The sequence below is a fragment of the Xenorhabdus ehlersii genome, from assembly GCF_003610465.1.
Taxonomy (GTDB): Bacteria; Pseudomonadota; Gammaproteobacteria; order Enterobacterales; family Enterobacteriaceae; genus Xenorhabdus; species Xenorhabdus ehlersii.
On sequence record NZ_RAQI01000003.1, the window covers coordinates 387,464 to 408,971 of the forward strand.

The 21,508-nt window shown below is 40.5% G+C and carries 27 protein-coding genes, 1 tRNA gene and 2 pseudogenes; 20 read left to right on the top strand and 10 right to left on the bottom strand.

From position 1 onward, the window contains the following. Window positions 1-2: 2 nt before the first annotated feature. Window positions 3-1,031: a radical SAM protein gene (locus BDE27_RS12165; protein ID WP_167450597.1), complete on the bottom strand. Its 1,029-nt coding sequence runs from the start codon at window positions 1,029-1,031 to the stop codon at window positions 3-5. A gap of 301 nt (window positions 1,032-1,332) precedes the next feature. After that, window positions 1,333-3,498, bottom strand: coding sequence for a YccS family putative transporter (yccS, locus tag BDE27_RS12170; RefSeq protein WP_099133335.1), 2,166 nt, complete (start codon window positions 3,496-3,498; stop codon window positions 1,333-1,335). Window positions 3,499-3,564: 66 nt separating this feature from the next. On the opposite strand from yccS, the gene helD reads away from it, so the two are divergent. Continuing rightward, on the top strand, window positions 3,565-5,619 hold the full coding sequence (gene helD, locus BDE27_RS12175) for a DNA helicase IV (protein ID WP_099133337.1): 2,055 nt from the start codon (window positions 3,565-3,567) through the stop codon (window positions 5,617-5,619). A gap of 24 nt (window positions 5,620-5,643) precedes the next feature. On the opposite strand, the gene mgsA is transcribed toward helD, so the two are convergent. Then, the gene (gene mgsA / locus BDE27_RS12180) at window positions 5,644-6,102 is read right to left on the bottom strand and encodes a methylglyoxal synthase (protein ID WP_099133339.1); all 459 of its coding nucleotides are present in this window, start codon (window positions 6,100-6,102) and stop codon (window positions 5,644-5,646) included. A 91-nt stretch (window positions 6,103-6,193) separates the two neighbouring features. Between mgsA and BDE27_RS12185 the strand changes: the two genes are divergently transcribed. Further along, on the top strand, window positions 6,194-6,607 hold the full coding sequence (locus tag BDE27_RS12185; protein WP_099133340.1) for a CoA-binding protein: 414 nt from the start codon (window positions 6,194-6,196) through the stop codon (window positions 6,605-6,607). Window positions 6,608-6,691: 84 nt separating this feature from the next. Here the strand turns inward: BDE27_RS12185 and hspQ are convergent, their stop codons facing one another. After that, on the bottom strand, window positions 6,692-7,012 hold the full coding sequence (gene hspQ, locus BDE27_RS12190; RefSeq protein ID WP_187651412.1) for a heat shock protein HspQ: 321 nt from the start codon (window positions 7,010-7,012) through the stop codon (window positions 6,692-6,694). A gap of 229 nt (window positions 7,013-7,241) precedes the next feature. On the opposite strand from hspQ, the gene yccX reads away from it, so the two are divergent. Further along, a complete protein-coding gene (gene yccX / locus BDE27_RS12195; RefSeq protein ID WP_099133342.1) occupies window positions 7,242-7,520 on the top strand; it encodes an acylphosphatase in 279 nt (92 codons plus the stop codon). 15 nt (window positions 7,521-7,535) lie between these two features. On the opposite strand, the gene tusE is transcribed toward yccX, so the two are convergent. Further along, a complete protein-coding gene (gene tusE, locus BDE27_RS12200) occupies window positions 7,536-7,865 on the bottom strand; it encodes a sulfurtransferase TusE (protein WP_167450598.1) in 330 nt (109 codons plus the stop codon). Between the two features lie 180 nt (window positions 7,866-8,045). Here tusE and BDE27_RS12205 point away from each other — a divergent pair. The 8 genes from BDE27_RS12205 to BDE27_RS12240 all read left to right on the top strand — a co-directional run bounded on the left by BDE27_RS12205 (window position 8,046) and on the right by BDE27_RS12240 (window position 13,169). Next, window positions 8,046-8,133, top strand: a tRNA-Ser gene (locus tag BDE27_RS12205). Between the two features lie 174 nt (window positions 8,134-8,307). Continuing rightward, window positions 8,308-9,522: a tyrosine-type recombinase/integrase gene (locus BDE27_RS12210; protein ID WP_099133344.1), complete on the top strand. Its 1,215-nt coding sequence runs from the start codon at window positions 8,308-8,310 to the stop codon at window positions 9,520-9,522. A gap of 144 nt (window positions 9,523-9,666) precedes the next feature. After that, window positions 9,667-9,924 carry a hypothetical protein gene (locus tag BDE27_RS12215; RefSeq protein ID WP_120211362.1) on the top strand — a complete coding sequence of 86 codons (258 nt, stop codon included), beginning with the start codon at window positions 9,667-9,669 and terminating at the stop codon, window positions 9,922-9,924. Then, on the top strand, window positions 9,884-10,921 hold the full coding sequence (locus BDE27_RS12220; protein WP_120211325.1) for an IS630 family transposase: 1,038 nt from the start codon (window positions 9,884-9,886) through the stop codon (window positions 10,919-10,921). Before BDE27_RS12215 ends, BDE27_RS12220 begins: the two co-directional genes overlap by 41 nt. A 177-nt stretch (window positions 10,922-11,098) precedes the next feature. Continuing rightward, entirely contained in the window at window positions 11,099-11,827 is a 729-nt protein-coding gene (locus tag BDE27_RS12225; protein WP_099134115.1) for a hypothetical protein, read from the top strand. 293 nt (window positions 11,828-12,120) lie between these two features. Continuing rightward, window positions 12,121-12,336, top strand: a complete 216-nt coding sequence (locus BDE27_RS12230) for a helix-turn-helix transcriptional regulator (RefSeq protein ID WP_099134116.1) — start codon at window positions 12,121-12,123, stop codon at window positions 12,334-12,336. Next, window positions 12,336-12,611, top strand: coding sequence for a helix-turn-helix transcriptional regulator (locus tag BDE27_RS12235; RefSeq protein WP_099134117.1), 276 nt, complete (start codon window positions 12,336-12,338; stop codon window positions 12,609-12,611). The genes BDE27_RS12230 and BDE27_RS12235 overlap by 1 nt, the downstream gene beginning before the upstream one ends. Before the next feature lie 18 nt (window positions 12,612-12,629). Continuing rightward, complete coding sequence (locus BDE27_RS12240) at window positions 12,630-13,169, top strand: BRO-N domain-containing protein (RefSeq protein ID WP_099134118.1); 540 nt, start codon at window positions 12,630-12,632, stop codon at window positions 13,167-13,169. Here the strand turns inward: BDE27_RS12240 and BDE27_RS12245 are convergent. Further along, window positions 13,166-14,007 (bottom strand): IS5 family transposase gene (locus BDE27_RS12245; protein WP_120211323.1). Its coding sequence is split into 2 segments (ribosomal slippage): window positions 13,166-13,665 and window positions 13,665-14,007, totalling 843 coding nucleotides; the frame shifts between segments, so codons are not numbered across the junction. The genes BDE27_RS12240 and BDE27_RS12245 overlap by 4 nt on opposite strands. A gap of 514 nt (window positions 14,008-14,521) precedes the next feature. Next, window positions 14,522-14,692 (bottom strand): hypothetical protein, encoded by a 171-nt coding sequence (locus BDE27_RS19495; RefSeq protein ID WP_099134092.1) that lies wholly within the window; start codon window positions 14,690-14,692, stop codon window positions 14,522-14,524. A gap of 136 nt (window positions 14,693-14,828) precedes the next feature. On the opposite strand from BDE27_RS19495, the gene BDE27_RS12250 reads away from it, so the two are divergent. The 6 genes and pseudogenes from BDE27_RS12250 (at window position 14,829) to BDE27_RS12275 (ending at window position 18,127) form a co-directional block, all read left to right on the top strand. Further along, window positions 14,829-15,020: a hypothetical protein gene (locus BDE27_RS12250; protein WP_099134091.1), complete on the top strand. Its 192-nt coding sequence runs from the start codon at window positions 14,829-14,831 to the stop codon at window positions 15,018-15,020. Further along, a complete protein-coding gene (locus BDE27_RS12255) occupies window positions 15,013-15,183 on the top strand; it encodes a DUF4222 domain-containing protein (RefSeq protein WP_099134090.1) in 171 nt (56 codons plus the stop codon). Before BDE27_RS12250 ends, BDE27_RS12255 begins: the two co-directional genes overlap by 8 nt. A 2-nt stretch (window positions 15,184-15,185) precedes the next feature. After that, window positions 15,186-15,491: a hypothetical protein gene (locus BDE27_RS12260; RefSeq protein ID WP_099134089.1), complete on the top strand. Its 306-nt coding sequence runs from the start codon at window positions 15,186-15,188 to the stop codon at window positions 15,489-15,491. After that, window positions 15,485-16,105 (top strand): annotated as a pseudogene (locus tag BDE27_RS12265) (primase-helicase zinc-binding domain-containing protein); the annotation flags it as partial. The gene BDE27_RS12260 and the pseudogene BDE27_RS12265, both read left to right, overlap by 7 nt. Window positions 16,106-16,135: 30 nt before the next feature. Continuing rightward, window positions 16,136-16,279 carry a hypothetical protein gene (locus tag BDE27_RS19500; protein WP_167450599.1) on the top strand — a complete coding sequence of 48 codons (144 nt, stop codon included), beginning with the start codon at window positions 16,136-16,138 and terminating at the stop codon, window positions 16,277-16,279. Window positions 16,280-17,429: 1,150 nt separating this feature from the next. Continuing rightward, window positions 17,430-18,127 (top strand): IS1 family transposase gene (locus BDE27_RS12275; RefSeq protein ID WP_244208776.1). Its coding sequence is split into 2 segments (ribosomal slippage): window positions 17,430-17,679 and window positions 17,679-18,127, totalling 699 coding nucleotides; the frame shifts between segments, so codons are not numbered across the junction. On the opposite strand, the gene BDE27_RS12280 is transcribed toward BDE27_RS12275, so the two are convergent. Further along, window positions 18,062-18,586 carry an AAA family ATPase gene (locus BDE27_RS12280; RefSeq protein WP_120211363.1) on the bottom strand — a complete coding sequence of 175 codons (525 nt, stop codon included), beginning with the start codon at window positions 18,584-18,586 and terminating at the stop codon, window positions 18,062-18,064. The genes BDE27_RS12275 and BDE27_RS12280 overlap by 66 nt on opposite strands. A gap of 1,091 nt (window positions 18,587-19,677) precedes the next feature. On the opposite strand from BDE27_RS12280, the gene BDE27_RS19260 reads away from it, so the two are divergent. Continuing rightward, window positions 19,678-19,920 (top strand): hypothetical protein, encoded by a 243-nt coding sequence (locus tag BDE27_RS19260; RefSeq protein WP_143187370.1) that lies wholly within the window; start codon window positions 19,678-19,680, stop codon window positions 19,918-19,920. Beyond that, window positions 19,913-20,179, top strand: a complete 267-nt coding sequence (locus BDE27_RS12285) for a helix-turn-helix domain-containing protein (protein WP_099134068.1) — start codon at window positions 19,913-19,915, stop codon at window positions 20,177-20,179. Before BDE27_RS19260 ends, BDE27_RS12285 begins: the two co-directional genes overlap by 8 nt. Before the next feature lie 494 nt (window positions 20,180-20,673). Here the strand turns inward: BDE27_RS12285 and BDE27_RS12290 are convergent, their stop codons facing one another. Both BDE27_RS12290 and BDE27_RS12295 read right to left on the bottom strand, forming a co-directional pair. After that, a complete protein-coding gene (locus BDE27_RS12290; protein WP_099134067.1) occupies window positions 20,674-21,042 on the bottom strand; it encodes a Mor transcription activator family protein in 369 nt (122 codons plus the stop codon). After that, a pseudogene (locus BDE27_RS12295) lies at window positions 21,039-21,149 on the bottom strand (phage protein GemA/Gp16 family protein); the annotation flags it as partial. The pseudogene BDE27_RS12295 and the gene BDE27_RS12290, both read right to left, overlap by 4 nt. Window positions 21,150-21,266: 117 nt before the next feature. Between BDE27_RS12295 and BDE27_RS12305 the strand changes: the two are divergent. Next, complete coding sequence (locus BDE27_RS12305; RefSeq protein ID WP_099134066.1) at window positions 21,267-21,494, top strand: DUF4752 family protein; 228 nt, start codon at window positions 21,267-21,269, stop codon at window positions 21,492-21,494. Window positions 21,495-21,508: the final 14 nt, after the last annotated feature.

Sequence of the window (21,508 nt, forward strand, 5' to 3'; positions counted from 1 at the left end):
TTTTACCTTAATCTATTGGCAGGATCACAGCCTTTAATACAGTTACAAGTGATTACGGGATACATTTTTTTACGGAAGAGTGAGAATTTATCACCATGCCAAATATCGTGTAATGAACTTTCCAAGACATTCCCCATAATATATTGCTCAGGGTTTGGTCGATACATCGTGGTATCGCAAGGGTAGACATTTCCTGTTACGGCATCAATAAATAGTGTTGTCAATGGAATGGCACATGCTTTTTTGCCAGACGCGTTATAATGTCCCATTTCAGCGCGGCAATAATCCTCCTCATTGCGGCCGAAAATTTCATAATTGGCATCCATAAATAGATGGCGTGAAATCTGTTTACTTTCCAGTAGAGTATTTATTTTCTGCATAAATAACTTAATTTGCGCAGTATTTAAAAACAGCAAAGGATAATCTTTAATCGGAATAAGATTAACACCATCAACGCTCAGTTCGGCCATTTTAAGCAGGAATTTATCGATAGTGTCATAATTTAATGAAGTAACAACATGATTGACGACAATAATAGAGCCGGGTATTTCCTGCTTAATATATTCCATAGCATCATAAAGATTGTTTGTTAACCAACGAATGCCTCGTGACTCGCCATTTTTTTGGGGATCTACATGATCAATTGAGATATAAAATTTTCTGACAAGATGGCTCTTGTTTTGTACACGATTGAAGATCTTTTTTGATAAAGCAGTTCCATTGGTTGTAATGGAGATTGGTGTATTTTTGTTACAATCCAGAATCGCCAGAAAATCTTTTGATAAAAAAGCTTCTCCTCCATGAATATTGACTTCCTGTGGTGAGAGGGCCTCTAACTCTTGCCAAAGTCTAATCATGTCTATTTGTTTGTGTGCATCAATCTGAGCGGTTTGCCACACATCGCAAAATTCGCAACGTGCATTACAAATATTATTTATGCGTATAAATGCATAATTAAGTTTAGGGGTGGCAAAAAGCTTTTCCGGATCCAGACCAATAGGGTATTTAGCAATGGCAATAGTCTCTTCCATATTATTTTCCATTTGTTTATAGATTCAAAAGTGATAATTATTACTATCAATAAAAGGTAAAATAAATATAATTGATTGTTGTTTTTTTAGAGATTTGAGACTTTACAGAAGTTTCGCATATAATCAATATCAAAAACGAATGCTTATGATATTAATATTTGTAAGTATCAATTTTTATTAAAATTGATGGGATATTTATTTATATAATTTATTTGATGGTGGTTTTTTAATAGTGTTTATTAAATTATTGGGAAGCAATCATTTCATTTCCAAGGGCAGCATTGCCCCTGGAAATGACTTATTAATGTGGTTCTTGATCACTAATTTGTTTTTTTAAACAAACAATTTCTGGTAATAGTTCAATGAGTAATCCTATTTGCTGTAGTATAAGCTGGACTTTACTGTTACTTTCAGAAGGTGTCAGATTAATTTTTTCTAACAAATTATTTACCGAGGCTTGCAATGTAGCATCATTTATCTGGCCTTGTTCTAATGTGGATTCAACATAACAGATTGAATTATTAAGAATGTCTAAAATTGCCGGATCGTTAAGTTTATCTCGATGAGCACCTAATGCAGAAATATAACTTAACATGGTGTGATTAAGGCAAAGTAGACGGAAAGCGGCTTCTTGGGAGATACGATAATCTTTGGGTTCCGATGCCATATTTGAAATCACTGATGCCAGTTCAGCATCATAATTGTGAGCTTCACGACGGGCGGCCCGATAATTCAGACTATTGCTTTTGCCTTGGTGATATTGGGTTAAAATTGCGCTAAGGTAGCGGCAATTAGCTCCCATTGTGCGGGTAATTACTTGAGGCAATTGACGGAATTTCCAATCTGGCCAGATGAAACTGACGGCAAGTAGAGCAATACTACAACCTATTAATGTATCAATGATTCTTGGCAGCGCTACTTCAAATCCTTCGCCTAATAAATTGAAACTCAGTAATACCAGCAAAGTGATAAAGATCGTTGCATGTGCATATTGGCTATTACGAAAGGCAAAGAACAGCATGCCAGAAATAACAATCAATACTAATTGACCTTCAATAGAAGGAACAAAATAGAGAATAGGCAGGCCAATTAGAATCCCCGCCAGTGTACCAATCACACGTAAAGCCAGACGGCGGCGAGTGGCGCTATAATTTGGCTGGCAGACAAATAAACTGGTTAGCAAGATCCAATATCCACGCTGTAAATCAAATAGCTGAATAATGGCATAACCAGTACACAGCAAAATGGACATACGAATAGCATGGCGAAATAGGGCAGATTGTGGTGTCAGGTGGCTTCTGATCCTAAACCATATATCATGCCAGCCAGTTAAAGCCTCCTCGGATAACTGTGTTTCTTCTTGTTTATCTTTTAGAGAGGTATTCTGAGAAAGAAGATATTGATCTGAGTCCAGCCCGGCTAATTGGGCGTCAATGGCACGTAAATTTTTCAACAAATTATCAAATGCCATAATCTTAGTGTCAGTACCTTGCTGATTTCTTAAACGCTCAATAGAACTTTCAAGGTAGCTGAATGCACTTTCAAACCGCGGGTTATGTTGATATTGCTTACGCAGGATAATAGATTGTGCAACCTGTTCACATGCCCGCGCTTGCATGGAAAGCAATCTCTGGACGCGGAACATAACATCACTGTGGCGAAACACTTCTCTTATTTTTTGATATTGAACATGGGATGAACTGGCGCGTTCATGGATATCCTGAGCTACAAAATAATAATGCAATGTATGGCGAGTACCTCGTTGTCCCCTGTCTCCCTTCAAACGACTTAACAAAGAACTTTTAGCCTGATTGAGCATTGCGACTAATGCACTGTTCGCCATGGCAACATCAAACACAGACTGTTTATATTCTTCAGCCTCACTGTCGGGATCAAAAAGGCTGGTTTTAGCATAGAGATATACTGAAAGTTGCTGATAACAGCGTGCTAAATTTTCTTGCAAGGGGCGAATAGGAAATAATAAATGGCCTGTTAATGTCAGCAAATTATACCAGATTGCTCCGGTGAGCAGTAACAAAGGCTGTTGATACCAGAGAGGAAAGATTGACGAACCGAGCATAGTATAAATAGCAATCAGTAAAGCACCAAAAGCGATGGTGGCGTAACGTTGTCCCAGTGCACCAAGCAGGATAAAGCCACAAGTGGATATTGCCAAACCAAGCATAAAAAGCCATGGATAAGGAAACAGCAGTGTAATAGAAGTCGAAGCAACAAAGAAAGAAATTAAGGTAATAGTGAGGTTACGTAATCGCCCAACCAAGCGGTCATCCAAGTCAGTTAATGCTGCCGCAACGACACCCAACAGCAGTGGAATTGTTATTTTGAGTTCTTCCCCTAATAGCCAGGGGATGAGAGTGGTTCCTGTCAGAGCAATGAATATACGGATATAATAGAGAGTGTGACTGTTATACAGAAAATGGCGGGAGCTGGATAAAACCGTTAGCACAAAATACTCCTAACAACATTTACGTGATGAAGTAGTTCAACAATTTTCAGGTACGGTGCCACGACAATGGAACTAAAATCAACGCAAATCGGCCAACGCCTCGCTCAGCACCCTTATAATCGGGTACGTCTACTGAATGCTGGCATTGAAGTGAGCGGTGACAAGCACCAGTACCTTATTCCATTTAATCAATTAATTAGTATTCAGTGTAAGCGAGGGATTGTTTGGGGGGAACTGGAATTTGAATTGTCAGAAGGAAAAGTGGTTCGTTTGCATGGTACTGAGTGGCAGCAAACACAACGTTTTTACCATTATCTATTAAAAGAATGGCAAAAATGGAGCGTCGACATGAGTGATGTCAGTGCTGATGTTCTGGCAGCTCAAATAAATGAAATAATTAAAATCAAACAACAGAATCGTTGGCTGAAAACTGCTGATTTGGCTTCCGTACAGCAACAAATCCAAGAAACATTTCAGGCTTTACCCTTGCCATTACAACGAGTCGTACAATTTGAAAATTGTCACGACAATTATAAGATTTGTCTGGATTGGTTAGAGGAGGGTGAAAAGATAATCCAAACGCTGAACCGGCAATGGGTTAATCACATGCTGGTGCAATATGAGCAATTTTTCCAGACAATAGAAACGTCGCCACTTGATCATTCTCAGTGTCAGGCAATTATTAATGGTGAACAAAATATTCTGGTATTAGCGGGGGCGGGCAGTGGAAAAACATCTGTTTTAGTTGCGCGTGCAGGATGGTTATTGTTACGTCAACAAGCACTTCCTGAGCAAATTTTGTTGTTGGCTTTCAATTGCCCGGCTGCTGATGAAATAAATGAACGTATTCAGACTCGTTTGGGAACTCAGGAAATAAAAGCAAAAACATTTTATACCCTGGCATTGCATATTATTCAGCAAGGTAGCAATAAGTCACCCAAAATTAGCGAGCTGGAAATTGATGCCCAAAAACGCCGTGATTTTCTCATGCAAGAATGGCAAAAACAGTGTGGAGAAAAAAAAGCACAAGCTAAAGGTTGGCGAGAATGGTTGAATGAAGAATTGGATTGGCAATTGCCGGAAGGTGAATATTGGCATGATAGGTCATTGACGGCTCGCTTATCCGTTCGCTTAGAACGTTGGCTGGAATTAATGCGTATGCATGGTAGCAGTCAAAAAGAGATGATTGAACAGGCTCCTGTTGCTTATATTGATGTATTTCAGAAACGTCTACGGCTTATGGCACCTTTGCTGAAAGCTTGGAAATTGGCATTGAAATCTGAAGGGGCAGTCGACTTTTCTGGTTTGATCCATCAGGCGGTGAATATTTTACAGAAAGGTCGATTTATCAGCCCGTGGAAACATATTCTGGTGGACGAATTTCAGGATATTTCCCCCTTGGGGATCAAATTATTAACGGTATTGAAGGCACAAAATAAGCAAAGTCATTTATTTGTTGTGGGAGATGATTGGCAGTCAATCTATCGCTTTAGTGGTGCTGAATTATCGTTAACGACAGCATTTTCAACCTATTTTGGTAAAGGGGCTGAATGTGCATTGGATATGGCGTATCGCTTTAATGGCCGTATTGGGGAGATTGCCAATCAATTTGTGCAACAAAATCCTTATCAATTAAAGAAGGGTCTCACTAGCCTGACAAAAGGCAATAAAAAATCGGTTGTGATTTTACCGGAAGAGCAGCTAGAGGCATTGCTTAATAAAATGAGTGGTTATGTTACTAAGCAGGAAACCATCATATTATTGGCACGCTATCACTATCTCAAACCCGAATTATTGAAAAAAGCGCCGACTCGCTGGCCAAATTTGAAGATTGAATTTATGACAATTCATGCGGCTAAAGGACAGCAAGCGGATTATGTCATTATATTGGGATTGCAACAGGGCAAAGACAGTTTTCCGGCACCAGAGAGGGAAACTGTGATGGAACAAGTTTTATTGCCACAACCTGAAAATTTCCCTGATGCGGAAGAACGTCGTCTTTTATACGTTGCATTGACGCGAGCAAAGAAGCAGGTTTGGTTAATGCAGGAACTGAAAAACCCATCCGTTTTCATTCAGCAACTGGCGCGATTGGGCGTACCGATTCAGCGTAAGCCGTAAATTTTTCCCTGATGACTGTTGAAGTTATTTGAATCTCTCATTGAGATAGTGCTGATAATCTGGCACACGAATATTAACATCTTTAGAAAAAAGTACTGAGTTGATAAGAAAATCGGCAGTTGAGCAGTTTGTTGCAACAGGAATATTCCAAACCGTTGCCACGCGTAGCAGAGCTTTAACATCAGGATCATGAGGAACGGCGTTCAAAGGATCCCAAAAGAAAATTAAGACATCTATTTTGCCTTCCGAAATCAGCGCACCGATTTGTTGGTCACCTCCCATTGGCCCACTCAACATACTCGTTACAGACAATCCTGTTTTCTGCTGAATTAAATGCCCCGTCGTTCCTGTCGCATATAAAGTATGTTTTGCTAACAAAGCCTTGTGGGTATTAACCCAGGCCAGCAGGGAATTTTTACAATGATCGTGTGCGACAAGAGCAATATTTTTCGATTCAGGTAAGGTGCGAACAATTGATTCCATAGAGATACCTTTATATGAATAAATTATTTATCATGAATACTGTAGCAGATAAACCAAATGAAAAATGCTGTGGAGAAGATGGGGGGAGAAAATGAGTGATCAACATATAGCGAATATACTGGGAAAGGTAAAAATCATCGCGTTAGTCGGAGCGAGTGAGAAAACAGATCGTCCAAGTTATAAGGTTATGGAATACTTACTGAATCAGGGATATCAAGTTATTCCTGTCAGCCCTAAATTGGCAGGACGGACTTTATTGAACCAACCTGTTGTGGGGCAATTATCTGATATTAAACAACCCATCGATATGGTTGATGTATTTCGCAACGCAGAAGTCGTTTATGGCGTTGTGGAGGAAGCAATCGCTATTGGCGCTAAAGTCCTTTGGTTACAAAAAGGCGTTATCAATGAAGAAGCAAAATTATTGGCAGAAAATGAAGGGTTAGATGTTGTGATGGATCGTTGCCCAAAAATTGAAATCCCGCGGTTGGGGATGGAAAAATGAATAAGGCAGTGATTGGTTCATTATTCACCACCTTAGTGTTATGATTTAGATAATGGTAGATTTAGATAATGGTAATAAAAACATTTAATTTCGTAGTCGTGGCGCTTGTAATTGACTGCGGATAGATTCGGCTAACTCATCCAGAGAAGATTGTTCTGGATGTTCATCTGATGTTTCGTAAGTCAATTGGGCTTCTGCCAAATAAGTATGGATAGGTTGACCATCATCATCTTCCATCACAACGTGATACCACGGCGCTGAACGTAAGGTAGCATTAGATGCAATGTCATTTTCCTGCGGCTGTTCTAAAGAATATTCAGCATCAATATCTACAATAACACCCAAGTAACCCAGCAATCTATGTCGTACTTGCTGGCCGATACCGAATTTGCTGGCAATCATCATAGCCACCTCCAAAGAAACCTTGCAATGACTCTTATATAAGGGCGGTAAGGTAAATTTCAAGCTCACACCCGGTAACGGTAGCCGGAATTTTGCATGATTTTTGAAATCAAGATGGCATGTGACCGACATTTCATAATTTCAGATTAGCTGTTGCGTATATAAAATACAATAACAAAAGTGGGTTTAATGTTTCAAAGTTCTTACCATCTTGTCTGGGAGGAATATAACGATGACTAGATGCAGCATGACTATTTATGTTTATGGCAGGGTACAGGGAGTTGGATTCCGTTATCACACCTACCGCTGGGCAAAGAAAAATAAGCTGGCGGGATATGTCCGTAATATGAATGATGGAAGTGTGAAGATCGTCGCTTGTGGCAATGATGCACAAATCAAAATGTTAATACATTGGCTAGAGCAGGGTGGGCCTTTGGGTGCCAAAATAGAAAATTTTCAATCTCAATTTTGTGAAGCAGAAGAGATGAGTGATTTTAGCATCCGTCATTAGTGACGGATGAATAAATCAGATACATTTGACTGGCTTGGGAAGGCCTGCAATTTTTGTTGCTTGTTTTGCAGGCCCTTTAGGAAACAGGCGATAGAGGTAACGGCTATTCCCTTTCTCCTCACCATATTTTTGGGCGATCGCTTTGACTAGCATACGAATAGCGGGTGAAGTATTAAATTCTTCATAGAACTCACGTACAAAACGGATAACTTCCCAGTGCTGTTCGGTTAGAGCGATGGCTTCCTGCTCGGCAATGATAGGAGCCATGGCTTCTTGCCAATCACGGTAGTTTTTTAGATAACCTTGTGCATCAGTTGCGATCTCGCGATCTTCAAATACCAACATAACTTTTTACCATCTAATAACGATGGTTGCAATTTAGCAAAAATCACCACTATCCCCAAGAAAGATTACCCAACATGTCGACTAAATAGACTAACAGACAGTGTTATGAATAAATTAACGGCAGTTGAACAGATAAATACTTTACATTGGGAACTGTGATGTTATAGTGCTCGGCATCGCGGAGGGGTGGCCGAGCGGCTGAAGGCAGCGGTCTTGAAAACCGCCGATGGGAAACCATCCGAGAGTTCGAATCTCTCCTCCTCCGCCATCTACACTTCTAGCAGCATCTCTTAAAGTCTACTTTCCTCAGTAAAATCAACGAAAACTTCAATATCTAACTCTCCCAAGGTCTAGCGTCGTCTTCCTAAATCTATGCAATTTGTTGTATAGTTTTTTGTATAGAAATTCCCTCTACAATTTTCCTATACAATATTGGTGATTTATGAAGCTGACAGACATGGCAATCAAGCGTGCCAAGCCAAAAGAAAAATCATATACGCTGGCGGACGGTAACGGGCTATCTTTGTTAGTTGAAACTAATGGATCTAAAGATTGGCGCTATCGTTATCAGTTCACAGGTAAAACTAAAATGATATCGTTAGGTATCTATCCAGTTGTAACTCTCACTGAGGCAAGAGCTAAAAGAGATGAGGCTAGAAAACAGGTAGCTAACGGCATCAATCCGAGTGAAGCCAGAAAAGCGGAGAAAGTCGCATCAATTAGCCAGTCTGAGAATACATTTAAAAATATCGCTCTCGAATGGTACGAAGGTAGAAAAGATAGATGGTCTGTCGGTTATCGTGACGACATGATGGACGCATTCGAAAAAGATGTGTTTCCTTATATAGGTGATCGCCCGATTGCTGACATTAAACCAATGGAACTACTCGAAGTGCTTTCTGTTATGGAAAAACGCGGCACAACTGAGAAATTGAAGAAAGTCCGCCAGCGTTGCGGTGAAGTTTGGAAGTACGCCATTATTACTGGCAGGGCGGAGTATAATCCAGCGCCAGATTTAGCTAGTGCCTTTGTTCCTCATAAGCGTGAACACTACGCACATCTTTCAGTAAGCGAGTTACCAGAATTCCTTTCTTCTATAGATAAATATATGGGAAGCCAGATTGTTAGAGTGGCTTTACGGATTCTTATATTAATCGGAGTTCGACCAGGCGAATTAAGAAAGGCTGAGTGGTCAGAAATTAATTTTGATACTGGTATATGGGAAATTCCGGCCGAAAAAATGAAAATGCGCCGCCCTCATATAGTACCATTGTCTGAACAGGTTATTGAGTTACTGAAACAGATACACCCAATCAGCGGTAGTTATCAATATATTTTTCCTAGCCGTACTGATTATAGAAAGCATATATCTGATATGGCATTAAATACGATGATTAGGCGTATGGGTTATAGCGGTAGAGCCACAGGTCACGGCTTTAGGCACACCATGAGCACTATATTGCACGAACAAGGCTACAACACCGCATGGATTGAAACACAGCTTGCTCATGTTGATAAGAACAGCATTCGAGGAACCTACAATCACGCCCAGTATTTAGATGGTCGTAGGGAAATGCTGCAATGGTATGCCGACTACATGGAAACACTCGAACGGGGCGAAAATGTGGTACATGGCACATTTGGGAAGCGTGCTTAACTGGATGAATAAACAGCCTTAATTGTCTTTAGTAGACTATCCAAGACGTTAAAGAATCAAGCTATGCCTAGGCTGATCCCCGAAAACCCGTACACCTCTACGGGCTGGCATAGCTCCTACCAATAGAGGGCGTGAGGTGGCGTGATGAGTAATGTGTTTTTAGCGGATCCGCTTAGCGAATTAAAAAACAAAGCAAAAGATTTTGTTTCGGTAGAAGATGCTCTAAATATTATTTGTGAGATGCTGGATTGCTCTTTAGTGACAGCTGCTGAAATTATCTTATTGAAATTACCAGATGATAGATACCAATCGCCATTGAAGATGCTTGATTTCTTATCCAAATCAGATCATGCATGCAACCATGAAAATTCATCTGACACCAGAACAAAAACACGCCCTTGAATTGATGCATGATACTACTCGCGACAGTCGAGTCTGTGATCGCATTAAGGCGGTGCTTTTGGCCTCAGAAGGTTGGACTGCTCAGATGATTGCACAGGCCTTGCGTATTCATGAAAGTACGGTCAGCCGTCACCTGAAAGATTTTATCGCGCAGGAAAAGCTCACCCCAGAAAATGGCGGCTCTGAAAGCCATCTCTCTGCCGAACAAACCGCCGACCTGATTGATTATTTGACCGCCAATTTGATGCATACCACAACCCAAATTGTGGCCTATGTCCAAGCCCGTTGGCAGGTTTCTTTCAGCGTGGGCGGAATGACAAAATGGCTTCACCGCCAAGGTTTCAGCTATAAAAAACCCAAGGGTGTTCCTCATAAATTCGATGCGCACAAACAGCAACAATTTATTGATGACTACAAGGCGCTGAAAGAGGAAGCGGGGCAGAATGAACCGATCCTATTTATTGATGCGGTGCATCCTTCACAGTCCACAAAGCTCAGCTATGGCTGGATGAAAGCAGGAAAAAATCAGGTAAAAGGGATCGAAACCACCGGCAGTCGTACCCGTCTCAATATTCTGGGCGCCCTGAATTTACAACGGATTGAAGACACCGTGATCCGTGAATATCCGCGCATCAATGCCGAAAATATCGCCTATTTCTTCGGTGCGCTCCGAGAAACTTACCCGCTTTCGCAAAAAATCCACATCATTTTGGATGGAGCGGGTTACCATCGAGCCGAGTTGGTGAAAGATATTGCGTATGTCCTGAATATTGAATTGCATTACCTCCCGCCTTACAGCCCAAACCTCAATCCGATAGAGCGATTGTGGAAGTATATGAATGAGCAAGTGCGTAACAATATCTATTTTCCGGATGCGAAGACCTTCCGTGAAACTCTTCGTCACTTTTTTCATGTCACTTTGCCAGAAAAAGCGAAAGAGCTCACGACTCGACTGACTGATAATTTTCAGATTTTAAAACCTGCATCTTCAAGTTAGATTGGTAGAGATTGGAATAATAGCCCAGTTAATCCTCCTTTTTTTGGGGAAAAATTAGGAATAGCTACGTTTTCATACTGTGATAATAGGCCTCTGATTCGAGAGTTACTAAAAAACATCATTGAAAATGACCCATTTAGCTTTGAAGACAGTATCCCTTTTTAGAGTGAATTTATTATGACTGAGCGTAAATTAGCTAGCGAATATAGGAAGTTTGGTTTTGTGAAATCCAAACTTGAGGATGTTTTAGGTTTCTCTCTAGGGGGAGAACGTTCTTTACCTGATTATCTTAAACCATATAAAACAAGAATAGGCATACAACTAGATGAAGCTGCAAATATTTTTGCTGGGTGTAGACCTAGTGAACATATAAATTCTGGTCCATTGGTTGATATTATTCGTGGTTATAGAGCCTCTCTTTGGGATGCATATGATAATGATATATTGTCAGGCACTAATGTCGTCATGGACTATAACTATAATGAAGAATATAGGGTCGATGTTACTTTAGTTAAAGACCAAGTTACTAAATGGGCTAGAGAGCATAACCTAGATTGGCCTTTTGAATTACCTGAAAGTGAAATAGGTAATGTAAATAGTTCAGTTGATTTACTATCAAAAATTGAAAGTTTAGAATTAGAAAATAAATCTTTAAAAACAAAAATCAATGAATTAAAAGAAAATATACCATTACTATTGTCTGTATATAGAGATGATGACCCATTATCAATAGCTATTAAATTAAGAAATGAAGTATGGGCAGACTATAACGAAGATTCAAGGTCAACAATACCAACGCAAGAATGGGTGGTGGCAAAACTCATAGATGAATATAAAGAGTTTGAAATGACAAAGGCTCAAGCTCAAGCAATTGAGAAAGTTGCTTGCCCTATTAAGCGTAAATAGGTGGTTCCGAATATCTGCAATGTTCACACTAAGGTAAAACAACCCTCAACCCTGAGGGTAAAAATGGTCTTTTACCCTTAACCATGATGGTAATGAGCCACTATTTACCCTCTACCCTCATAGTGATTTGTACAATAAATATCCGCACGAGATATAACCCTCATAGTTAAATTTTCAAAAAAGCCATTAGGCCTAATGGTATGATCAAAAAGTTTTTTTTCGTGCCAAGATACCTCCTGTAAAGCGCACATCGTCTATTACGGTGCTTAATGGATTAATATAGGAGACTCTACATGCCAGCAATCACAATACCTAAAGAAAACCTCATCCGTTTACCCGAAGTCCAACGCAGAACAGGCTACGGTAAAGCGTGGATCTACAGACTCATTGCAGATAATAAATTTCCTAAGCAAGTCAAGATTGGTACTCGCTCAGTCGCTTTTATTGAATCAGAAATAGATGACTGGATATCACAACGTATTGCTGAATCTCGCAGCGAGGTAATGTAATGCCTAAATTTATATTACCCACCGACGAACAGCGGAAATATATTCTTTCCTCTTACGGCGAAATTGAAAGACGAATAAGAGAAAGAGAACGCGAAAGAATATCCGGTATTTCTCGCAGCCATTGCCATAAATTAGAGGGATTAGGTTTATTTCCACCGCGTTGTCATTTTGGGCGTAATTCTTGTGCATGGTTATTAAGCGATATTCTATGGTGGGTACGTAACCCGCCAACAGTAGAGAACGTGAATAACCCCTATAGCCGAAAATCAAATTAATTAAGACAGGGTAAAAATATGACATCTAAAAATGCGGCCTTAATTGGTCAGGGACTCGCTCACTCTGAAAGCAGCCCAGAACCTATTTTGAATATCGACTCAGCGGATATCTCGTTTATTAAATTTGAGGGCGTACAGGTTCGAATTTTCAAAAATAACAATGAGCCGTGGTTTATTGCTGCTGATGTGTGCAAGGCGTTAGAAATATCTAACGTCACCAATTCTATGAAAGCATTAGATGATGATGAAAATACCCTATGTTCAATAAAGGGTATTACTGATGCTGGGAACCCTATTTTTAATGCCATTTCAGAGTCTGGTTTTTACAAACTAATCACTCGTAGCCGCAAGGCCACCAAGCAAGGAACGTTTGCCCACAGATTCGCTAATTGGGTATTCCGTGAGGTTATCCCGTCTATCCGCAAAACGGGTTCTTATGGTGTGCCATTTGCTGCGCTGAACGACTTCACCCGGCGACAGAACGAATACAAAGCAATTGCGTCTCAACGTGGGCGCGATCTTCAATCATGCAAAGGAGAACTAGGCTGCGTCCCTTAATTAGATAACCGCCTGTAAAAGAGTCGAATACAGCCTAATTTCACCATGGACAAATAGTTTCGTGCGGTTTTTTCGTAACGGGTTGCAATACGCCGATTTCCTTTCAGAAAACCGAAACAGCGTTCGACAACATTGCGGTCACGATAAGCCTGTTCATCAAATTGCGTACGACCATCAGCACTGCCTTTTTCATTGATTTTATAAGGAATAACGCTTTTGATCCTCAATTTACGCAGATAACCGCGGAGCTTTCTACTCGAATACCCTTTGTCTGCCAGCACGGCTTTGCCACGTCGTTTCATGAAACCATTTTTGCGTTGTATACCAATGCCGTCGAGCAAAGGGATGGCGGATTGACTTTCATGAGCTTGCCCAGCGGTCAACATCAGGTTGAGGGGAAAACCCTTTCCGTCGGTTGCCAGGTGGATTTTGGTGCCATAACCACCGCGTGAGCGACCCAGCGCATGATCGTCAGTGATATCGGGATGTTTTTTTTCGCGCCTGCGGCATCTTTACTCGCACGAATATTGCTGCCATCCAGGCAAATTTCAGCCCAGTCAATCAAGCCTTTTTCATCCAGAATGGACAGTAACCGATTAAATATCTTGTTGATAATGCCCGATTTTGACCAGCGATTAAATCGGTTATAGACCGTTTTCCAAGGGCCATAGCGTTCAGGTAAATCACGCCACGGTGCCCCGGAGCACAAGACCCAGAACATCCCATTCATCACACGGCGGTGTTCAACATGTGGACGTCCTGCTCGCTCTGAATGGACCGGGGGCAAACAAGGTTCTATCACTATCCATGCGTCATCAGGAATGTCGTAGCGTGCCATCATCTTTTTCCCATATTGAAAACAGTTTAGATGAGAATACTATCAATTTACATTAAGGGACACAGCCTAGCCAGCTTAAATAAAGAAGGACGGAAACTGTGGAGAACATACCAGCCTGACCTTTTGGAAGAGGCAGAGTGATGATCATTGTTAACTGCGTAGACTCCTTGAGGTTAAGGAGTCTTACTGTCGAGGTCATTAACTCAGTGACCTCGAAGAATATCGTAGTCCTCAGTTTGGGAGGCTCCCCAATAACTTTGGGTCAGTTACCTAACCCATTGATATATAGTCAATCTGCATATTTGCAGTCTGCTTATAATTTGAGCGTTAGTAATGCTGACTCACAGAATTTGCGCGTATCATTTAGCGACGCGGTTAATTTGCGACTGACAATTAGTCAGGTACAAAAAGAGAAGGATAGCACGGCGAATGCTACCCTTTGGCGTAAATCAGATTTGCTTTACGGAGAATTACAACAGCTTAAGAACCTCATATCTTTAAGAGATTTGGTTAGTTATTGCTCAATACCGCGAGATTGTAACTCTTTACGGATAATTCTTTTTATCCATGCAGATATAGATTCATCACCATCAATTTTCATTGCTTCCCTCATAGCTTGTTCCAATTGTGGCTCGACTCTGAATGCAATTTGTTTATTGCCTCTCGGCAAATATGTGTTTGACATATGTAATACTCAAGGTGTATGTTGTTTGTGTCTGACAGTGTACAGCACATTTATGTCAGATGTAAAACAACAACGCCCCGAAGTGCTACCAACACTATCGAGGCGTCTAGCCAACAACGTAAAGGAGTCTTACGCTATGGATACACCACAGCATACCCAAACTCGCCTTAAATTTACATTCCTAATTGCATCGGGCACTCAGCGGCTGGTGGATATTCACCCTGTACGCCTTATCACCGTATTGGCAGACAGCGAAGTTGAAGCCCGTTTACTGGCTGGCATTTCCTCACTCATATTTGTTTCCCGTCAGGAGGTGAGCCATGCGTAACCCTGCACCTCATGACTATTACACCCATAAGAACGGAGAAACCGTTCAAGTGCTGTCGATCGCCTTTAACCGCGTGACGTTTGTCCGTGAGGGCTATACCTACCCATGCATCATGCCATTAAGCCGTTTCACGCAAGAATACACCTACGCAGGGAGAGCCTGATTATGTCTGATATCTATAACCACTTAGTACGCAACAACTTTAACGCTATGAGCACTGAGGAAATTAAAGATCTGCGTAAGCATTCAGATGGAGCACACAGTGCAGTTATGGCGGCAATGTCAGCGATCGGTGAATTGGCTTTCTGGTCTGCTGATAATGAAAACTATGCAGATTGTCAGGCAAGGGAGGATTTACGCCGTATCGGTGAAGCCCTGATGTACCTGCCCCGAATTGCCGAAGCCCTGAATGACACAGCACAACATGCGGATTTTGAAATTCATCACCGCGAGGGGTTCCCCAAATGGTAAGTCATATTGATATCCGTTCAGTGAAAACAGCGGCGAAGGATCACTGGCAAGGTTTGTTGTCTGCTTGTGGTGTGGACGTTCCAGCAAAGGGTAAGCATGGCGCTTGCCCCATTTGCGGCGGTACTGACCGTTTTCATTTCATGGACGATCACGGTAATGGTGACTGGCATTGTCGCCAATGTGAACACCCGAACCACGGAGACGGTTTTGATTTACTGACTAAAGCTAAAGGTATCACGGTAATTGAAGCGGCTAAGCTGGCTGCTGATGCGCTGTTACTTCCCTTGCCTGAACCTCAGCCTGCCAGAAAGGAGGCTCCAAAATCAGAGGCTCTTCCGATAGCCGAGAAAGTTAACAAGCTGGTGGCTCAAGCTGCTGCCGGACAATCTGATTATCTGACCAAAAAGGGGCTGCAATGCCCCGATCAGAAGCTATTGAAAGACGGTTCTTTGTTGCTGGTCACTCAGGCACTGGACGGCACAATTACCGGTGCTCAAATCATCAAGCCGAAGGGTGAAAAGCGCTTTGTCTCAGGCTCACAGAAAAAGGGGAGTTTTATCCCCTTATCACCCGTCATTGGAACACCAGACACGATCATCATTACGGAGGGCTATCCGGCTCTGTTTTGGCTGCCTTGATTTGCTATGCCCGGCGCATTGGCAGAATACAGCCAGCAATATTTACGCAAGAAAAGCAAACAGGGCATTCGTAGCAATCTGAGCCTGAATCTCGATACTGCTATCGAATGGATGCCGAAACTGACAAGGAATAGCCAGCCAGAAGAATAAATTTTTTCTGATGACAGAAATTTTTCAAAGAAATATAAAAAAGTGTTCACCACTGTTCACTCTGTAATTTAAATCAAATATATCAACTAATTATAGGGTGAACAGTTATTTTAAAACTGTTCACAACTATTCATCACTGTTCACCTTTTTTCGTATTTGGGGTGAACGGTTGGGTGAAGAGTAGTGATGAGTTTAATTTCAACTCATCACCCTTTAACGGTATGAATTTAAATAAAATTATTCAAAGGCGAACAGGGTGAACAGTTTTATCCATAATTCTTTAATAGGGAGGGGGTAGGTAAAAATGTTTTCTCTGGTAGGTGTTTTTTCAGCTCTCCGAGTTATTGGGTTAATGTATTAGCCCGGTAACTCGGAGAAGACGAGCGCAGCGCGTCAGTGTGGTTTTAATCTGTCGTCTTAAACAAAATGTAACACAGGTAACCATATCTATTTGTTTAATATACGATATTAATCACGATTTTTCCGCTTTATTGTCACCTATACTAGAATATATAAATAATTCTGGTATATCCTGTCCAGCGGTGTATCAAAAACATGCAATTATCATGGGCAAGATAAAGAATTTTTCAGCTAGATTGGTTTTAGAACTGGCAAAAATGATAGGAAGGGTTAAATGTGGATTAAATCATTATTTAATATACTGATAGTAATGATTTTATTTATTTTTTGTAATATAGGACTTATCTCTATTGATTTGACTACAAAAGAAGTAATAACTCTATGGACAAGTAATGAGTACACCCCATCTGAATTATCTTTTTTTATTAATGCTGCTGATTACGTAATGCTGGCTAATAATTTTTTCTTTATTTTGTGTACTGCCATGCTCTTGTTAAGAAAAAGATTCAAATACAGTTTGAAAATGATTTTTTTTATATTTTTAATTGCCATATTAAATAATGTCTTTACATTTCTCTACGTCTTAAATTTTTCGAATTTTTTTAAATTCATTAAAAATAATGACATATATTTTATATTAATATCATTTCCTATCTCAATGATTATTATTTATATCCTTGCAAGGAAGAATACATATGAACAATAGAGATATAATTAGGCAATCAAGAATCTTAGGTTGTGATATCAATTTATTGATCATGTATAATCTTTCTATTTGGAGAACATTCAAATGGCAAAGATTGATGTAACCTGCCCCGCTTGTCGTGCGTTTAAAGGGATCCATCGCAATGGGCGCTCACGTTCTGGTCATCAGCGTTATCTTTGCCAATCCTGCCGTCATTCCTGGCAACTTGAGTTCACTTATGCCGCATGTCGCCCCGGAACCCATAAGCAAATCGTCGATATGGCCATGAATGGCCTGGGATGTCGGGCGACAGCGCGGGTGATGGGGATTGGCCTAAATACCGTGCTTCGCCACTTAAAAAGCTCAAACCCAAATCGGTAACAGAAGCCATTACACCCGGCACCGAAGTGATTATCTGCTGTGAAATGGATGAACAATGGTCGTACGTGAAGTCAAAGAAACCGCCGCGCTGGCTCTTTTACGCCTACGACAGGACAAGACGAAAAGTGATCGCACATGTTTTTGGTTCAAGGACAAAGAAAACATTAATGCGCCTGATGGCCTTGCTGGCACCTTTCAATATCGTTATTTATATGACAGATGGCTGGAAAAGTTATGAAAAAGCATTGGCAGGGAAACTGCATGTGGTCAGTAAGCGTTATACCCAACGTATAGAGAGGCATAATCTGAACCTTCGTCAGCATTTGGCAAGACTGACGCGAAAAACATTATCTTTTTCAAAATCCATAGAAATGCATGACAGAGTTATAGGATATTATCTGAACATTCATCACTATCAATAAATTGTAGTCATAACCATTTCTTATTTTGTAACATTCGTTCCAAACTCTATTTTGAAAATGAAGTTCATCTTTATTAATTTTATCAGTTAATTCCATTTTTTGTTTTATTAGATCTACGTGGCTTTTATCTAAATTTTTCAATGTGATTTCAATTTTATTGATTTCTATTTCAACTTCTTTATTTTCTTTGTTTAAGGTAAATATTCCTGGTTGTTTGTCATTGTTATAAAAATTATCATCGGTGAATTTTTTATTATACACTATATAATTATAGTTTTCATTTAAATTGGATTTGCATTCTTTATATTTCTCTGAGTTAGAATAATTAAAATAACCTGCGATAGTTGATTTCCCACTCCCATTTTGACCATATATTAAAGTTATTTTTTTTGATAAATCCAACTCTAAATATTCAGTTTTATGATAGCTTGCTACGTTTCTTATTTTAAGATATCCCATGTTTTTACCATGTCATTTTAAATTGATCTATTATAGATAATATACATGGTTATATTTAATAAATCCAATTGAACCAGATCACAAAAAATCATTTTTATGATTTATATCATCTTTATTATTTTAACGTAGTGGTATGAAATTTATGGGGTGTCAATGTGTGAAAAAGTTGCTTTTTATTATTTTTCTTTATTGCTGTTAGCAAAAGCATACAGTATATTAGTGGAACTTACTCACCATCATAGATGGTCAGCCATAGTGGCAAAAAAATTCTTGTAGCCTGAAAGAGAGTGCAATAATTGCGGTACATCTGCCCCCTTTGGAAGCAGATATTGCCAAGACACCTAAACCCTTGTCTGGCAATGAAGGTCTCTTAAACTAATAGATAACCTAAAAGGATATCTTTATCTTGTTACCGAAGTGTATTGAACGTGGGTTCATACACTGGCATTTCAAATCGACATAAATTCTATTTATCTTCAATGAACAACAGGATAGCTTTTGCGCATCCGTTCATACTTTTACCTATCCCTGTTTGAATTATTCAACAGACAATTCTTCTACAGCTAATCCATTAACACGACTACCGTTTGGCATTTAACCTTGCGACGTTTTGCTGTGTCTGCGGGCATTTCAACTCTTGCACGGCCTTTACTGATTGTTCGGAAACTCAAGGCGTCACTTTTTGCGGATTTATCGCTGAAAGTGACGCCGCAGTCAAAGGGCAACACACCCCTGATAGGCTCTGGCCTGATTAACCATGCAGTGAATCTGACACTGCTTTTTATAGATTGAAAAAGAAGAGATTGACGATATCGAGGCTGGCTTTATGTCGGTGGGGATGACCTGCAAACGCAGGCGGCAGTACTGAGTACTCAACCGATGCCCCGCAATACCTCAACTTGCGTTCACTCTGGCGCACAGATATCGATCAAGGGCAAGGCAGACACTTTTTGTTTTGTCCGAATTGTCGCGCGCCAGAGATTGCATGTTGTCAGGTATAAGTAAAAAAAATTGATGGGCTGGTTGATTGAAGAATTAAGCATTCGGAATGTTGAGAGTGTTTATAGTCGTTAAACTTAGCCGTTCGGTTATTGAGTCCGATAATACAATCAGTTAAAGTATTCCCGCCATTGGCACAATCCAATGGTCAAGGCGTCGCGGCCTTGTGTTCACAGACACTGGTAAGAAGTTTTACCAGTGTGCCTGCATTCGCCCTTTCAATGGTGATTCAGGCGGGGGAGGCTATGCCTCGCTGGTGTGAACCCAGTCCGCGAACCCTGTCTGAATCGCCACCATCAATATTAATTAATGGAAGGGGTAGCAGGAATGAATAACAATGTTAAAAATGACTGGCATCAAGCCGATATTATTGCTGCGTTACGTAAACGAGGTACAACTTTAGCGGCTGTCTCTCGTGAGTCGGGACTCAGTTCATCTACACTAGCAAACACTCTCAGTCGTCCCTGGCCGAAAGGCGAATGGATTATCGCTAACTATCTCGAAATACACCCATCTGAAATCTGGCCGAGTCGCTATTTTGATTCGTATGGTCGACTAATTGAACGTAAGGTTCGCGATAAACCACAGGAATAACCCGTTTTAATTTGTGATCTAGTTCGTAAAAATGATAAATGTTTATATGAAGCCTTGAGCGTGAAATGGCAGCCAAATGTGACCATTTTCAAATCTCATGGCTTTTTTGCTTTAACGTGATGATTAAAAAGTTATAAATCTAATTTCTACGCACAATCGACCAGATTTAACGTAGCAAAATAATGTGGGGGTACAACTGGGGGCATGTGACATTTTTGATAAAATTAATTTATTAAATATTAATATTTTAACCTACCAGTATTGCGCTCTCCTCCACATGAAATTGTGTATAGTTTTGTGTATAGTTTTTCCTATACTGATCAGAAGTAAGATATTTGAAAAGGAACCGAAAGATAATTATGGGAAGAACTTGGACTAAGTGGGAAGTTATGGAGAGTCAATTGTAATTCCTTTTCAGTATGTGAAAGGCAGACCAAACGGAATTGAGCTTGGTCTGCCCTCTGACGTTGTCAGGTTCAATCAGTTTAACCCGCTTACTCAGACTCGTCATTGAATAATTTACCTTGCAGGCGATCCACTTCCTCCTTTCGAACACGTTTTACTACGCTGTAAATCCATTGAACAGAAACACCAAATTTACGTGCCAGTTCGTGGTGATTCTTACCGTTAAATTTATTGAAGATTTCCCGATCGCGCAGGCTGACTTTCCAAACCATCCCCATAGGGAAATAGACATTCTGACCGCCCCAAACCTGCATCATACGGTTCGCGACAGCCTCCCCAATTTGTTCAGCTAATATAGGGTCAACATTGATAATCTCACTGACTGTACTGGCTGTATGTTGTGCTAATTCGATCAATAATTCAGGGCCTTTGCTACGAAAATTATTCACATCATTCATGCTTTTTTCCTCGTAACGCGATGTTGCCACTTCTTCAGCTTTTCAATAACACGACTGGCTTGGGCTGAATTCAGCCATTGTAAGCTGTCGATACCTGTTTCACGTTTATCCGAGAAGGCATCATCAACGACCGGGCAAAACTGAGATATTTGCAGGATTATGTAAATACTGAATGCAGAGGAAATAATGGGTGAGATGATTATTGGCTATAGACAGGTGGTCTCATGGTAATGGGTTACCTGTATATTTTGGTTAAGGCGATGAACTGGTTGGGCGGCCTACTGGTCAGCGCCTATTACAATCGTCGCAAGGAAGAGCGAAAACAAAAAGCTGCTAACGAGCTGTACGACGCATTTAAACTCGACCAGCTACAGGATAATCAAACTGTACGTGTCGCTACAAAAGGTAGTTTAGTTATTATGATGTATCGGCAACAATCAGATGGCAAATAATAACCAGCCACCCC

Bases quoted from the DNA above. Each gene is read 5' to 3' on its own strand.
- BDE27_RS12165 (WP_167450597.1), bottom strand. From the start codon at position 1,031: ATGGAAGAGACTATTGCCATTGCTAAATACCCTATTGGTCTGGATCCG.
- helD (WP_099133337.1), top strand. From the start codon at position 3,565: ATGGAACTAAAATCAACGCAAATCGGCCAACGCCTCGCTCAGCACCCT.
- mgsA (WP_099133339.1), bottom strand. From the start codon at position 6,102: ATGGAATCAATTGTTCGCACCTTACCTGAATCGAAAAATATTGCTCTT.
- BDE27_RS12185 (WP_099133340.1), top strand. From the start codon at position 6,194: ATGAGTGATCAACATATAGCGAATATACTGGGAAAGGTAAAAATCATC.
- hspQ (WP_187651412.1), bottom strand. From the start codon at position 7,012: ATGATGATTGCCAGCAAATTCGGTATCGGCCAGCAAGTACGACATAGA.
- yccX (WP_099133342.1), top strand. From the start codon at position 7,242: ATGACTAGATGCAGCATGACTATTTATGTTTATGGCAGGGTACAGGGA.
- tusE (WP_167450598.1), bottom strand. From the start codon at position 7,865: ATGTTGGTATTTGAAGATCGCGAGATCGCAACTGATGCACAAGGTTAT.
- BDE27_RS12210 (WP_099133344.1), top strand. From the start codon at position 8,308: ATGAAGCTGACAGACATGGCAATCAAGCGTGCCAAGCCAAAAGAAAAA.
- BDE27_RS12215 (WP_120211362.1), top strand. From the start codon at position 9,667: ATGAGTAATGTGTTTTTAGCGGATCCGCTTAGCGAATTAAAAAACAAA.
- BDE27_RS12220 (WP_120211325.1), top strand. From the start codon at position 9,884: ATGAAAATTCATCTGACACCAGAACAAAAACACGCCCTTGAATTGATG.
- BDE27_RS12225 (WP_099134115.1), top strand. From the start codon at position 11,099: ATGACTGAGCGTAAATTAGCTAGCGAATATAGGAAGTTTGGTTTTGTG.
- BDE27_RS12230 (WP_099134116.1), top strand. From the start codon at position 12,121: ATGCCAGCAATCACAATACCTAAAGAAAACCTCATCCGTTTACCCGAA.
- BDE27_RS12235 (WP_099134117.1), top strand. From the start codon at position 12,336: ATGCCTAAATTTATATTACCCACCGACGAACAGCGGAAATATATTCTT.
- BDE27_RS12240 (WP_099134118.1), top strand. From the start codon at position 12,630: ATGACATCTAAAAATGCGGCCTTAATTGGTCAGGGACTCGCTCACTCT.
- BDE27_RS19495 (WP_099134092.1), bottom strand. From the start codon at position 14,692: ATGTCAAACACATATTTGCCGAGAGGCAATAAACAAATTGCATTCAGA.
- BDE27_RS12250 (WP_099134091.1), top strand. From the start codon at position 14,829: ATGGATACACCACAGCATACCCAAACTCGCCTTAAATTTACATTCCTA.
- BDE27_RS12255 (WP_099134090.1), top strand. From the start codon at position 15,013: ATGCGTAACCCTGCACCTCATGACTATTACACCCATAAGAACGGAGAA.
- BDE27_RS12260 (WP_099134089.1), top strand. From the start codon at position 15,186: ATGTCTGATATCTATAACCACTTAGTACGCAACAACTTTAACGCTATG.
- BDE27_RS19500 (WP_167450599.1), top strand. From the start codon at position 16,136: ATGCCCGGCGCATTGGCAGAATACAGCCAGCAATATTTACGCAAGAAA.
- BDE27_RS12280 (WP_120211363.1), bottom strand. From the start codon at position 18,586: ATGGGATATCTTAAAATAAGAAACGTAGCAAGCTATCATAAAACTGAA.
- BDE27_RS12285 (WP_099134068.1), top strand. From the start codon at position 19,913: ATGAATAACAATGTTAAAAATGACTGGCATCAAGCCGATATTATTGCT.
- BDE27_RS12290 (WP_099134067.1), bottom strand. From the start codon at position 21,042: ATGAATGATGTGAATAATTTTCGTAGCAAAGGCCCTGAATTATTGATC.
- BDE27_RS12305 (WP_099134066.1), top strand. From the start codon at position 21,267: ATGGTAATGGGTTACCTGTATATTTTGGTTAAGGCGATGAACTGGTTG.